The 14023-nt window shown below is 57.2% G+C and carries 10 protein-coding genes; 5 read left to right on the forward strand and 5 right to left on the reverse strand.

Annotated elements, in window-relative coordinates; all coding sequences use genetic code 11:
* Positions 1 to 32 precede the first annotated feature (32 nt).
* From ACQZQY_RS21960 to ACQZQY_RS21970, 3 genes are read right to left on the reverse strand one after another with little or no spacing between them, the layout of a single operon-like run.
* Positions 33 to 3158 carry an efflux RND transporter permease subunit gene (locus tag ACQZQY_RS21960; RefSeq protein ID WP_056781883.1) on the reverse strand — a complete coding sequence of 1042 codons (3126 nt, stop codon included), beginning with the start codon at positions 3156 to 3158 and terminating at the stop codon, positions 33 to 35.
* Positions 3158 to 6364: an efflux RND transporter permease subunit gene (locus tag ACQZQY_RS21965; RefSeq protein ID WP_056781886.1), complete on the reverse strand. Its 3207-nt coding sequence runs from the start codon at positions 6362 to 6364 to the stop codon at positions 3158 to 3160. Before ACQZQY_RS21965 ends, ACQZQY_RS21960 begins: the two co-directional genes overlap by 1 nt.
* Complete coding sequence (locus tag ACQZQY_RS21970; protein WP_136377505.1) at positions 6361 to 7653, reverse strand: MdtA/MuxA family multidrug efflux RND transporter periplasmic adaptor subunit; 1293 nt, start codon at positions 7651 to 7653, stop codon at positions 6361 to 6363. The genes ACQZQY_RS21965 and ACQZQY_RS21970 overlap by 4 nt, the downstream gene beginning before the upstream one ends.
* 232 nt (positions 7654 to 7885) lie before the next feature.
* Here ACQZQY_RS21970 and ACQZQY_RS21975 point away from each other — a divergent pair, with 232 nt between their 5' ends.
* The 4 genes from ACQZQY_RS21975 to ACQZQY_RS21990 all read left to right on the forward strand — a co-directional run bounded on the left by ACQZQY_RS21975 (position 7886) and on the right by ACQZQY_RS21990 (position 10853).
* Positions 7886 to 8041 (forward strand): hypothetical protein, encoded by a 156-nt coding sequence (locus ACQZQY_RS21975; RefSeq protein ID WP_156362058.1) that lies wholly within the window; start codon positions 7886 to 7888, stop codon positions 8039 to 8041.
* A gap of 84 nt (positions 8042 to 8125) precedes the next feature.
* On the forward strand, positions 8126 to 8944 hold the full coding sequence (locus ACQZQY_RS21980; protein ID WP_122097027.1) for a gamma-glutamyl-gamma-aminobutyrate hydrolase family protein: 819 nt from the start codon (positions 8126 to 8128) through the stop codon (positions 8942 to 8944).
* Complete coding sequence (locus tag ACQZQY_RS21985; protein WP_122097028.1) at positions 8941 to 9480, forward strand: M15 family metallopeptidase; 540 nt, start codon at positions 8941 to 8943, stop codon at positions 9478 to 9480. Before ACQZQY_RS21980 ends, ACQZQY_RS21985 begins: the two co-directional genes overlap by 4 nt.
* Positions 9481 to 9668: 188 nt before the next feature.
* Positions 9669 to 10853, forward strand: coding sequence for a sugar transporter (locus ACQZQY_RS21990; protein ID WP_056781892.1), 1185 nt, complete (start codon positions 9669 to 9671; stop codon positions 10851 to 10853).
* Positions 10854 to 10915: 62 nt separating this feature from the next.
* Here ACQZQY_RS21990 and ACQZQY_RS21995 read toward each other — a convergent pair whose 3' ends face one another.
* Together ACQZQY_RS21995 and ACQZQY_RS22000 are read right to left on the reverse strand one after the other, a co-directional pair.
* Positions 10916 to 12745, reverse strand: coding sequence for a methyl-accepting chemotaxis protein (locus tag ACQZQY_RS21995; RefSeq protein WP_431296410.1), 1830 nt, complete (start codon positions 12743 to 12745; stop codon positions 10916 to 10918).
* Between the two features lie 255 nt (positions 12746 to 13000).
* Entirely contained in the window at positions 13001 to 13417 is a 417-nt protein-coding gene (locus ACQZQY_RS22000; protein ID WP_056782041.1) for a DUF2000 domain-containing protein, read from the reverse strand.
* A 132-nt stretch (positions 13418 to 13549) separates the two neighbouring features.
* On the opposite strand from ACQZQY_RS22000, the gene ACQZQY_RS22005 reads away from it, so the two are divergent.
* A complete protein-coding gene (locus ACQZQY_RS22005; RefSeq protein WP_183850237.1) occupies positions 13550 to 14017 on the forward strand; it encodes an Lrp/AsnC family transcriptional regulator in 468 nt (155 codons plus the stop codon).
* The last annotated feature ends 6 nt before the right edge of the window (positions 14018 to 14023 follow it).

Genomic DNA, 14023 nt, shown 5'->3' on the forward strand with positions numbered 1-14023 from the left:
GGTTATTCGTTTTAACGTTAAGGGAGTGATGTTCAGTCATGTGAACGGGCCTCCGGCGGCGTTGTGTGCGGGCGCAGGCGAGCCCATAAACGGTGCGTGGCGCGGCTGGCGCGATCCATATACAGATAGACCACCGGCGTGGTGAATAACGTCAGGATCTGGCTCAGTGCCAGCCCGCCCGCGATCGCCAGCCCCAGCGGGCTGCGCAGATCGGCATCACCGCCGCTGCCGAGCGCCAGTGGCAGCGCACCAAAGAACGCGGCCAGCGTGGTCATCAGGATCGGGCGAAAACGCATCAGACAGGCCTGAGTGATCGCCTGCTGCGGCGTGAGGCCGAGCCGTCGTTCGGCGTCGAGGGCAAAGTCGATCATCATGATCGCATTCTTCTTCACAATGCCGATCAACAGCAGGATCCCGATCAGGGCGATCACCGTCAGTTGCGTGCCGGTCATCAGCATCAGCAGCAGCGCCCCCAGCCCGGCAGACGGCAGCGTGGAGAGAATGGTCAGCGGGTGAATATAGCTTTCATACAGCACGCCGAGCACGATATACACGGCGGCCAGCGCGGCGAGGATCAGCCACGGCATCGATTTACTCAGGGCTTCAAATGCCTGCGCGGTACCGGCATAACTGCCCTGGATGGTGTCCGGTAAACCGATTTTCGCCATCGCGGTTTTCAGCGCGGCCTGTGCCTGTTCCAACGCGTAACCATCGGCCAGATTGAAGGCGATGGTGGTGGTCGCCGTTTGCCCCTGATGCGCCACCGACAGCGGTGCGTTGGCACCGCTGAAAGAGGTAAACGCCGAAAGCGGGATCTGCTTACCGGCATCGGTCACCACATACAGCTGATTAAGCACATCGGGATTGCCGGTGTAATCCGAGGTCAGATTCATCACCACGTGATACTGGTTCAGCGTTTTGTAGATCGTCGCGATCTGCCGCTGGCTGAAGGCATTATTGAGCAGCGTGTCGATCATTTTAACGTTCACGCCGAGCTGCGTGGCGCGATCGCGATCGATGTTAAGCATCACTTCCTGCCCGCCGGTCTGCGAATCTGAATCCACGCCGGTCAGCTCCGGTAAAGCGGCCAGCGCGGCTTTCACTTTCGGCGCCCACTCGCGCAACAGGGAAAGATCGTCCGCCTGTAAGCTGTACTGATATTGGGCATTCGCGCTGCGCCCGCCGATATGCAAATCCTGTGCAGCCATCAGGAACAGCTGCGAGCCCGGCACTTTGGCCGTCGCCATCATCAGACGGTTGGCGACCTGATTGGCGTTGGCGGTGCGTTTGTCGAAATCCTTCAGGCGCACGAAGAAAGTCGCGGTATTGCGCGATCCAAATCCGCCGCTGCCCGCCGAGCTCATCACCGCCTCGACCGCCGGATCATCCTGAATGATCTTGCTGTATTTCAGCACCTGCGGCTGGATCGACTGGAACGAGGTGTTCTGATCCGCACGCAGCATCCCCATCAGCATGCCGGTGTCCTGATCCGGGAAGAAGCCCTTTTCCACCACGGTGTAGAGATAAAAGTTGAGCAGCACCGTCAGGAACAGCCCGACCAGCGTGATCAGCTGATGGCGCATTATCCAGCCGAGCGCTGCCGAATAGGCAGCCAGCAGATTATTCAGCCCGCGTTCGATCATGCGGTAAATACGTGGCTGACGTTTTTCCACCGGCGGTTTACGTTTCAGGAAACGTGCGCACAGCATAGGCGTCAGGCTGAGCGACACCAGCATGGAGATAATCAGCGACACGCTGAGCGTCACCGCGAATTCGCGGAACAGACGCCCGACGATGCTGCCCATCAGCAGGATCGGAATAAAGACGGCGATAAGCGACAGCGTCATCGACAGCACGGTGAAACTGACTTCCTGCGCGCCTTTGATCGCCGCACGCACCGGCCCCATGCCTTCTTCGATGTGCCGCGTGATGTTTTCGAGTACCACAATGGCGTCATCGACCACAAAACCGGTGGCGATAATCAGCGCCATCAGCGAGAGGTTATCCAGGCTGTAGCCGAGCAAATACATCACCGCGCAGGTGCCGATCAACGAAACCGGCAGCGCCAGCGCGGGGATCAGCACCGCGCGCCAGTTACGCAGGAACACAAACACCACCGCGATCACCAGCAGCGTGGCTTCCAGCAGGGTCATTTCGGTATCACGCAGGGAGGCCGAGACGTTCGGCGAGCGGTCGAGCGCCAGGTTGAGCTGCACATCGCCCGGCAGACTTTCTTTCATCAGCGGCAGTGCCGCTTTAATCGCCTCGATGGTTTCCAGCATGTTGGCGCCAGCCTGACGGGTCACACCAATCATCACCGACGGCGTGCTGTTGTAATAGCCGACGTTATATTTGTCTTCCACCGAATCGTAAACGTTGGCCACGTCGCTGAGACGGATCGCCGCCCCGTTGATGTAGGTGATGATCAGCGTTTTATACTGCGCCGCGGTGCTTTGCTGGCCGTTGCCTTCAATCATCCACGACTGGTTCGAGCCTTGCAGTAAGCCTTTCGGCAGGTTGCTGGTGCTGTTGGCGATCGCCGAACGGATGGTGTCGAGAGAAATGCCGTAGGAGGTGACGGCTTCCGGACGTAAATCAATGCGCACGCCCGGCAATGCGGAGCCGACCAGAGAAACCTGCCCGACGCCGTTCACCTGCGCGATTTTCTGTTGCAGCTGGCTGGAAGCGATGTCGTAGAGTTCGCCTTTGCTGCGGGTAGCAGACGTCAGCGCCAGCATGATGATCGGCGCATCCGAGGGGTTGGCTTTACGGTAGGTCGGCAGCGACGGCATGCTGCTCGGCAGCAGCGCACGGGACGCGTTGATCGCCGCCTGCACGTCGCGCGCCGCGCCGTTGATGTCGCGATCTAAATCGAATTGCAGGATGACGCTGGTGGAGCTTTGCGAGCTGCGCGAGGTCATTTCGCTCACCCCGGCGATTTGCCCGAGCGCCCTTTCCAGCGGCGTGGCGACGGTTGCCGCCATGGTTTCAGGGCTGGCCCCCGGCAGGCTGGCGCTGACCAGAATGGTCGGGAAATCCACCTGCGGCAGCGGTGCGACCGGCAGCAAACGGTAACCGAGCAAACCGAGCAGCAGGACAGCCAGCGTCAGAAGCAGGGTCGCCACCGGACGCAGAATGAAGAAGCGCGAGATGTTCATCAGTGCTCCGTCCGCTGCGCAGCCCGACGGTGGCGCGGATTAAAGCGGTGCGACAGATTATCGAACATCAGATAAATCACCGGCGTGGAGAACAGCGTCAGGATCTGGCTGAAGATCAGCCCCCCGACGATCACCAGCCCCAGCGGCTGGCGCAGTTCAGCGCCGGATCCGCTCGCCAGCATCAGCGGCAATGCGCCAAGCAGCGCCGCCATGGTGGTCATCATGATCGGTCGAAAACGCAGTAAACAGGCCTGGTGGATCGCCTCACGCGGCGATAATCCCTGCTTGTTCTCCGCTTCCAGCGCAAAGTCGATCATCATAATGGCGTTCTTTTTCACGATGCCGATCAACAGGATCACCCCGATCAGTGCGATCAGGCTGAACTCCGTTCCGGCAAAGATCAGTGACAGCAGCGCGCCCACCGCCGCTGAAGGCAGCGTGGAGAGAATGGTCACCGGATGAATAAAACTCTCATACAGAATGCCGAGCACCACGTACATGGTCATCAGCGCGGCGAGGATCAGCCACAGCGTATTGCCGGTGGCGCTTTCAAACGAGGCCGCCGCGCCCTGATAGCGCAACGTAATACTGTCTGGCATGGCGATATCCGCCACGGTGGTTTTGATCGCCTGTTGCGCCTGCTCCAGCGAATAGCCGTCATTGAGGTTAAACGACACGGTCACCGCCGGGAACTGATTCAGGCGTGCCTGCAACAGCGCGCCGGTGCGCATGTGGATTTTGGCGATCGACGTCAGTTTGACCATGCCGTTGGTTGAACTGCTGGTGCTGGTGGAGGTGGTTGAACTGCCGGACGCCGTGGTCGTTGAGGACGCGGCGTTGCTGTTGGTGGTCGCCGTGCTTCCCGCCGAGGTGCTGACGTTGCTCGCCAGATAGATGTCATCAAACGAGGCCGGAGACTGCTGGAACTGCGGCGCCACTTCCAGCACCACGCGGTACTGGTTCGCCTGAGTAAAGATGGTAGACACCAGACGCTGGCCGAACGCGTTGTACAACGCGGTATCGACGTCCGACGCGGTGATGCCGTAACGGGCGGCGGCATCGCGATCCAGCTCGACGTAGGCGATCTGCCCCTGATTTTGCAGGTTGCTGACCGCGTCGCTGAACTCCGGTTGCTGACTGAGTTTTTCCAGCAGTTTCGGCGTCCATTCCACCAGATTTTCGCTGTCGGAATCATCCAGCGTGAACTGGTACTGGCTCGGCGTCACCTGATCGTCAACCGTCAGATCCTGCGAGGCTTGCAGATACAGATCGATGCCCGGCACACCGGCGGTTTCCTGCCGCAGACGCTCGATAATCGCGGGCGCACGTTCGCTGCGCTGGTCAAAAGATTTCAGGCTGATCTGCAAACGGCCACTGTTCAGGCTGGTGTTATTGCCGTCCACGCCGATGGTGGATGCAACGCTTTCCACGTCCGGATCTTTCAAAATGGCGGCAGCGAGCAGTTGCTGACGACGCCCCATTTCACTGAAGGAAACATCCTGCGATGCCTGGGTGATGCCCTGGATCATCCCGGTGTCCTGCGACGGGAAGAAGCCTTTCGGCACAATCACATACAGCAGCGCGGTGAACACCAACGTGGCGGCGGCGACCAGTAACGTGATCCGCTGGTGATTGAGCACCACGATCAGCATCCGGTCATAACCGGCGATCATTTTGTCGAAGAACTCACCGCCTTTACGGTAGAACTTGCTCTGTTTTTCTTCCGGCGTGTGGCGCAGCAAATAGGCGCACAGCATCGGGGTGAGCGTCAGCGAAACGACCATCGACACCAATATCGACACCGCCAGAGTAATGGCAAACTCGCGGAATAAACGCCCGACCACGTCGCCCATAAACAGCAGCGGGATCAGCACCGCGATCAGGGAGAACGTCAGGGAAATAATGGTGAAACCGATTTGCTTCGAGCCTTTCAGCGCCGCCTGCATCGGGGTTTCCCCCTCTTCCAGCCGTCGCGAAATGTTTTCCACCACCACAATGGCGTCATCAATAACAAAGCCGGTGGCGATGGTCAGCGCCATCAGCGAAAGGTTGTTCAGACTGAAACCACACAAATACATCACGCCGAACGTGCCGATAAGCGACAGCGGCACCGCCACGCTTGGGATCAGCGTCGCCGCGACGTTGCGCAGGAACAGGAAAGTGACCATCACCACCAGCGCGATCGACAGCAGCAGCTCGAACTGCACGTCACTTATCGAGGCGCGAATGGTCTGGGTACGGTCTGAGAGAATACTGACTTTGACTGATTCCGGCAGCGCGGCCTGCAACTTCGGCAACTGGGCCTTAATGGCATCCACCACCTGGATCACATTGGCACCCGGCTGGCGCTGAACGCTGATAATGATCGCCGGTTCTTTATTGGCCCACGCCGACAGGTACTGGTTTTCCGGGGCTTCGGACAGCGTGGCGATATCACGTAACCGCAGCGCTGCGCCGTTTTCGTAAGTGACAATCAGGTTGGCGTATTCCGCCGCCGTACGCAGCTGATCGTTGGCATCAATGGTGATCGAGTGATGCGGGCCGTCGAAACCGCCTTTCGATCCGTTGACGTTACTGTTGCCGATCAGCGTGTTAATGGTTTCAAGCGTCAGATTGTGTGCGGCCAGCTTGCGCGGATCGACCTGAACGCGGATCGCAGGCTGATGTCCGCCCGCCAGCGTCACCATGCCGACGCCGGAGATTTGCGACAATTTCAGCGCCACGCGGGTGTTCACCAGATCCTGCACTTTGGTCAGCGGCAGTGATTCGGAGGTCACGGCCAGCGTCAGCACGGCGGCATCCGCCGGGTTAACCTTTTTGTAGGTTGGCGGATTCGGTAAATCATTCGGCAACAGGCTGTCGGCGGCGTTGATCGCGGCCTGCACTTCCTGCTCGGCGACGTCGAGCGACAGATCCAGCGAGAATTTAAGCGTGATGATCGACGAGCCGCTGGCGCTGGTGGAATACATCTGGCTTAAGCCGGCCATCTGCCCGAGCTGACGCTCCAGCGGCGCGGTAATGCCGGACGCCATCACATCCGGGCTGGCGCCCGGATAGAGGGTGGTGACCTGAATGGTCGGGTAATCAACCTGCGGCAGCGCGGAGGTCGAGAGCATGTTGTAGGCAAAAATGCCCGACAACAGCACGGCGACCATCAGCAGAATAGTGGCGACAGGCCGCTGGATAAAGAGGCGTGAAGGATTCATTTCGGCCCGCTGTCTTTACCGGTCGTGGCTTTATCAACGCCTGCGCCCTGTTCGCGCGCTTTCGACGAACCGGCGGCGGCGGCGTCTTCGGTATTGGCGGTCACAATTTGCACTTTCGCGCCGTTGGTCAGGCGGTCAATCCCGGTGGTGACCACCTGCTCGCCCGGCTTCACGCCGGATAAAATGGCGACCTGATTGTCACCAAAGTCCGGGCCGGATTTCACGGCGCGCCGTTCGATGGTGTTATCTGCTTTGATCACGTAAACGAAATCGCCGTCGCTGCTCAGTTGCACCGCCGCCGCAGGAACCACCGTGGCGTCTTTGAGCGTGGACACCTGCAGGCGGGCGTTCACAAACTGGTTCGGATACAGTTTTTCATCCGCATTGTTAAACAGCGCTTTCAGCTTAATGCTGCCGGTGCTGGAATCAATTTCGTTACTGATAAATTGCAGTTTGCCCTGATCCAGCACCTCGCTGCCGTCCTGATTGAAGGCCGTGGTCGGCAACTGATTGCCGCCGCGTAAGGCTTTGAGCAGGGTTTGCAGATTGCTCTGCGGCACGCTGAACGTGACGGCAATCGGCTGAGTCTGGGTGATCGTCACAATACCGGTAGTGGAACTGCTGGTGACCATGTTGCCCGGATCGACCAGACGCAAGCCCACGTGGCCGCTGACCGGCGCGGTGATTTTCGCAAATTCGAGGTTCAGTTTGGCGGCGTCAATTTGCGCCTGATCGGCTTTCATCGCCCCGGCGTACTGCCCGGCGGTGGCAATCTGGCTTTCCAGATCCTGACGGGCTAACGAGTCCTGCGCATAGAGTTTGCGGTAACGCGCCAGCGTCAGCTCGGCACTTCTCGACAGCGCCTGATTTTGCGCCAGCGAGCCCTGATACTGCTCGAGGGTCGCCTGATAGCTGCGCGGATCAATCTGCGCCAGCAACTGCCCCTGCTCCACTTTTTGCCCTTCGGTGAAATACACCTTCATCAGCTGACCATCGACCCGGCTGGTGACCGTCACCGTGGCGTTCGCCACCACCGTACCCAGCGCACGTAAATAGACCGGCACATCCGCCTGGGTGGCTTTTCCCGCCTGCACCGGCGTGTCCATGCCCATCATCATCTGGCCGCGCATGGCGCGCATACCGCCCCGCCCCGCGCCTTTTTTCCCGGCCGAATCAGAGGAGCCCTGATGGAAAGCAAAGAACCAGACCAGGATCGCCGCAACGATGATGGCAATGATAACCCACACAAATGTGCGTTTTTTGGAACGAGATGAGGCAGTCGGCAGCATAAATTTCTTGATTTCGCAGTATTGATGAGGAGAAAACAGCTGAAAAATGACCTTCAACCAGAGTTTTTTATTATTCGTCAAAAAGCCATTATCCCTGAAAAACGCGGTTGGCTGTTTTTAGGACAACGTAAAGATTTTGTGAGTAATTAAGAATGAGTATTTCAATCAACCGGATGAATCATACCTGCTAATTTATCCTTTTGAGGCAGGTAATGTTAAGGACTAAATGAGAATGAATGTTGAAGAAGACGACAGAAAATTATCAGGAACTGTCAGCGAGGGCCGGAATTTTGTCAGGAAAACGCCGGTTTGGCCCAAAAAACACCTCCTCATATCCCCCGAAGGGTTTAAAAAACCAGAGCTAAATCCTGAAAATTGCATCTATTGATAATTTATATTGTTTGAGCTACGCCCCCCTTGATATGGTTAATTTTCTGGTTGTTATTCATCTTCATACTCATGGCTGGAGCTCATGCATACTAAATTTCAATCCAGACCGGTTATCGGTGTCACACTCGACAGCGAGGAAGCCGGTGGTTACGCCGATTTCCCGTGGTACGCCCTGCGCCAGAACTACATGGAGAGTCTGGCAGCGCTGGGCGCAGTGCCGCTGGCCTTGCCACATCACGCCGATCTGGCGGATGAATATCTCGCGCTTTGCGACGGGATTGTCGTCACCGGCGGCGCGTTTGATGTTCCCCCTGAGCTGTTCAACGAACAGCAAACCAGCGATCAGGTGCGCCTGAAACCGGCCCGCACCCGGTTCGAACAAGCTATCGTGAAAGGCGCCATGCAGCGCAATCTGCCCCTTCTGGGCATCTGCGGCGGTCAGCAACTGCTGGCCGTATTAACCGGCGGCACGCTGCATCAGCACATTCCCGACGCACTCCCCGACGCCCTTGAACACAGCACCACGGTGGACACCGAAAATGCCGGTGGCAAAAAGCGCGCCCGTCATCCGGTGCAGATCGCCGAAGGGTCGCTGCTGAGCCGCTGTGTTGAAAGCACGCATTATGAGGTCAACAGCTCGCATCATCAGGCCGTGAAATCCGTCGGGCCAGGCTGCATCGTCAACGCGTACGCGCCGGACGGGGTGATCGAAGGCATTGAATGCGAAGGCTATGATTTCTGTCTCGGCGTGCAGTGGCACCCTGAATATCAGCAACATCAGCAGGATACGCAATTGCTGAAGGCGCTGGTGTCGGCGGCCTCGCGCTACAAACACTCCATGCGCAGTTCTGCGCGGGCAATGACCGACGCCATGACGCGCAAAGGTAAAGAAGAGGCATGAATCAGGCGGTGCTGAAAGCGCAGACCCTGCAGAGGCTGCGTGACCTGAATATTGACCCGCAGGTGATCGCGCACCGCACGCTGCCCTACTTCGAAGAGGTAAGTGAGCACTTACTGGTGGACGCAGAAATGAATGCGGACACCGGTAAGGTTTACCGCCTGATCGCCCCCGCCGCTCAGGCATGGCGCGCCATGCAACAGCAGGCAGCCGCTGACGGCGTGGGCATTTATCTGGTCTCGGCGTACCGCAGCCTGGCGTATCAGGCAGAGCTGATCCGCGCCAAACAGCAAGCCGGCATTACCCCGCAAGATTTCTTCACGTCTCTGGCACCGCCCGGATGCAGCGAGCATCACACCGGCCGCGCCGTGGACATCAATACGCCCGGCTGCGACGAAGTGACCGGCGTGTTTGGCGAAACCGGCGCGTTTGTCTGGTTACAGGCCAATGCCGCCCGCTTCGGTTTTGTGATGTCCTTCCCGCTGAATAATCCGTGGGGATTCATCTGCGAACCCTGGCACTGGTGCTGGCACCCTTGATGGCGCTGTTTTACGTCGTCAGGTGATCTGCCTCTCACTTTCCGCCATGAAAATTGTCCCTCAAACATTTATCTGTTAGGCCAGTTTTCTGTTCCATTTTTAGAACAAATAAAACACACTATGCGTTCAAAAGGCTTCCTGTTGCAGAGAGCCTGGTCTTTACACCTTCTAATAAGTTATCAATTTCAATGCAATCAGATACCGTTTCGCGCAGGACAGCATGGCTTCGCGTTGTGATGCTGGCGATCGCCGCCTTTATCTTCAATACCACCGAATTTGTGCCGGTCGGATTACTTTCCGACATCGCCGCCAGTTTCAATATGAAGACGGCGCAGGTCGGCCTGATGCTCACCATCTACGCCTGGGTGGTGGCGCTGATGTCGCTGCCGCTGATGCTGCTGACCCGGCAGGTTGAGCGAAAACGCTTGCTGATCTTTATATTTAGCCTGTTTATCGTCAGCCACGTGTTATCCGTTGTGGCCTGGGATTTCTGGAGCCTCGTCGCATCCCGCGTCGGTATCGCCCTTTCCCACGCGATTTTCTGGTCGATTACCGCCTCGCTGGCCATTCGCGTCGCCCCTCCGGGTAAAAAAACGCAGGCGCTCAGTATGTTAGCCACCGGTACGGCGCTGGCGATGGTGCTGGGCTTGCCGCTCGGGCGCATCATTGGTCAGTATCTCGGCTGGCGCACCACCTTTATGAGCATCGGCGTGGTTGCTCTGCTGACGCTGATTTGCCTGATCAAACTGCTGCCACCGCTGCCAAGCGAACATACCGGTTCACTGAAAAGTGTGCCGATGCTGTTCCGCCGCCCGGCGCTGGTCGGCATGTATGTTCTGACTGCATTGATAGTGACCGCTCACTACACGGCCTACAGCTACATCGAGCCGTTTATTCAGACCGTCGCCAATATGGGTGAAAACTTCACCACCTTCCTGCTGCTGATTTTTGGTGGCGCGGGTATCTTTGGCAGCATCATTTTCAGCATGTTCGGCAACCGCTTCCCGGCAGCGATGCTCAGCGGCCCGATCCTGATGGTGACGCTCAGTATGTTGCTGCTGTTTGTGGCGGTGATGAACCCGATCAGCATTTCTGTGCTGTGCGTGGTGTGGGGGCTGGCCATGATGATTATCGGCCTGGCCTTGCAGGTGCGCGTACTGGCGCTGGCGTCCGACGCCACCGACGTGTCGATGTCCCTGCTGTCGGGTATCTACAATATCGGCATCGGCGCGGGCGCGCTGTTAGGCAATCAGGTGAGTTTGCATCTGGAAATGAGCAACGTCGGTTACGCCGGTGGCGTGCTGGGATGTATCGCGTTTGTCTGGTGCCTGACGATTTTCCGGCGCTATCCGCAGTTAAAAACGACCAGCTGATCGCCCGCCGTTGAGGTAAAAATGCTCACTGTGCCGCCCTGGCGCAGTGAGCATCACAGTGATTACTCAGTGACAAAACGTGAAACGGAACCCGCCAGGCTTTGCGCCTGATCGCGTAAGGCATTGGCTGCGGCAGAAGACTCTTCCACCAGCGCGGCATTTTGCTGAGTCACGTTGTCCATTTCGACAATCGCTTCCCCCACCTGCGAAATACCCCGGTTCTGTTCATCCGACGCCTGAGCAATTTCATTCAGGATTTCAGTGACATTGCCGACAGACGTCACGATGTCATGCATGGTGGCACCGGCCTGCTCGACCAGCTCAGACCCGGCGCTGATGCGCTCGACGGATTCGCCAATCAGTTCATCAATCTCTTTCGCCGCCTGTGCGCTGCGCTGCGCGAGGCTTCTCACTTCGCTGGCAACCACCGCAAAACCCCGTCCCTGTTCACCGGCACGCGCCGCTTCTACCGCGGCGTTCAGCGCCAGAATGTTAGTCTGGAAGGCAATGCTGTTGATAACCGTGGTGATCTCCGCAATCTTGCCGGAACTGGCGGTGATCTCATTCATGGTTTTCACCACATGATTAACCAGTTTGCCACCCTTGTTCGCCGTTTCAGACGTGGCGCGCGCCAGCTGGCTGGAGTGATGAATGTTGTCGACGTTCTGCTTCACCGTGGCGGTTAACTGCTCCATGCTGGCCGCCGTTTCTTCCAGCGCCGCAGCCTGCTCTTCGGTACGCGCAGACAAATCATTATTTCCCGCCGCGATTTCAGCCGAAGCATGGCTGACCTGCGACACACCGCTGCGAATATCCCCGATAATGCGGCGAAGATCGTCGTTCATCTCGCCCACCGCCTGCATCAGCTCACCCAGCTCATCGCGGCGTGATGTATGCAGATCCGCTCTGAGATCGCCACGCGCAATCTGCTGAGCCACGCGTAATGTCGCGGACAACGGCGTGGTGATCTGACGGGTGATGATGAACGCGGTAGCCATGCTCAGCAAAATGGCAGCCACAGTGATCAGCGACATCCATAAAATTGCCTGATTGATATCTGAATGCGTGGCTTTCAGCTCTTCCTGAAACAGCGAACTGCTCGCCGTCGTCAGCACCGCGCCCGATTTCGCCAGCTCTTTGGTCGCCTGCTCTTCCGCAAGATACGACGCCAGATACGCCTGCGCGCTTTCCTGTTTACCGGTCACTGAACGCTCGACCTCGGTCAGTGCATTCACATCTGCCGCGCTGAGTTGCGGTTTAATGGCGCCCATCAGTTGAATCGATTCAGCGATGAATCCGACTAATGCCTGCTGGGCCTCTTCGGTATTTTGCAACTCGAGCAGTTTGACGCGTACGGCCACCCCGGTGAGGTGTTTACTGATTTCATTCAGCGCATTGGCGGTGCCCACGGTGGCAGGATCCTGAGTGTAAGACTGCGCCAGACGCGTGACGTCAGCTTCTTCTCGGGTCAGCACCAGCGCCCCGACAATGCTTTCACGCTTGCGGGTTTCGCTGACCGTTTCCGCACGCTTTTCGCGATAACCCTGCATCGCGCCCGGCAACGTTTGCAGCATCTGCAACTGTTCGCCACGCCACGGGTAGGTCTGCAAACTGGCGATCTTTTCGTCTACCCGTTTTAAGCTCTCTTCATTGGCGGCGATAAACTTTTCGTCATGCGTTTTGACGTACTGCATCCGCGCATCTCTTGCCAGAGCAAACTGATCGGTGATGGCTTTTAGCTGGCTGATTTTCTCCGCACGAACGGAGATATCATTAAGGTTTTTAATGCCACACACCGCTACCGCGACGCTGAGCAACAAAACCAGCCCGAAACCCAGTGCGAGTTTCTTCCCTACCCGGACGTTTTCAAAACTAATTAGTAACCTTTTCATAACAAATGACTCTCCATTATTGTTTAAATATGCAGGTGTTACGCAATGCCTTTGCGTTATCGGCAGGAAAGGAGAATTAATTAATGATCGTTATAATGATTAGGAGAAATATCACCTTATGTAACTATATAAAGTGCAACAGGTGAGAAAGTGTCATGTAAAAGGCAGAAGATTTAGGTTAAAGAAGAATTTTTGATGTGACTGACCCGCGCGATAACGGGTCAGCAGAGGGGCGTGGTTTTCGCGGCGAGCCGTTCAGCGCAGCAGTTTCAGATTTCCGGTCAGGGATTTAATCCATTTTTCCGGCCCCACCAGCCCCAAACCGTCGATGATTTCATCATGCAAATCGCGCAGCGGGAAAAGGTTCTCGTAGTCGGCAAAGGTATGCAGCGCCCTGGCAAAAGCCGGGAAGGCCACCACCCCGCGCTCGCCCTGCGCATCCAGCGCCTTAAACATCAGCGCTTTAATGTGATCCGGCGTCCCCTGTAATACCGGCACCGGGTATTTTGAGCTGACATCGATGGTCGCGCCCTTTGCATCCGTCAGGGCATTGCCCGCCAGCATCGGGAATTTCGCAGCCAGCCCTATACCGATTGCCCCCGCCGTGTTCGCCAGTAATCCCGGCGGAAGTTCAGGATTGAGGATAATCGCCAGCCGGATGGTGTCTGTCATTTTTGAGCCCTTTTCGTTTTCAGCGTTAACACAAAGCATAACGATCTGGCGCTGAAAGGTGCTTTCTTTTATCGGCAGAAAATGCCCTAATCTGGTTAACTTTTTCCCCAATAACCGTATAACAGGCAGATTATGTCACTCTCTGAAATTTTACCGGCAGACCTTCGCATTCTTAAGCAACTTCAGCAAAGCGGGAGGATGACCAATCAGGAGCTGGCAGAAAAAGTCGGCATGGCCGCGTCACCCTGCTGGCGTCGCGTGAAGCAACTGGAAGAGAGCGGCGTGATCGCCGGTTATCAGGCAAAGATTGACCGTAAAGCCGTCGGCCTCGGGCTGCTGGCCTTTATCCGGGTAAAAATCGACAGCCACAGTGAGGAAGATGCACAACGGTTCGAGCAGCAGGTCGGCGCGCTGCCGTCGGTGATTGCCTGCTATGCGATTGCCGGAGATGCCGATTTTCTGTTGCAGGTGGTCGCAAAAGATCTCGACAGTTTTTCCACTTTCGCGATGGAAGTGGTGCGGCGCTTACCGGGGATTAAAGAAATGCAGACATCCTTCGTGTTAAGGGAAGTGAAACCGCTGGATGTCTTGCCGCTGTGAAAAAAA

It is taken from the genome of Rahnella sp. PAMC25559 (assembly GCF_050632365.1).
Lineage (GTDB): Bacteria > Pseudomonadota > Gammaproteobacteria > Enterobacterales > Enterobacteriaceae > Rahnella > Rahnella rivi.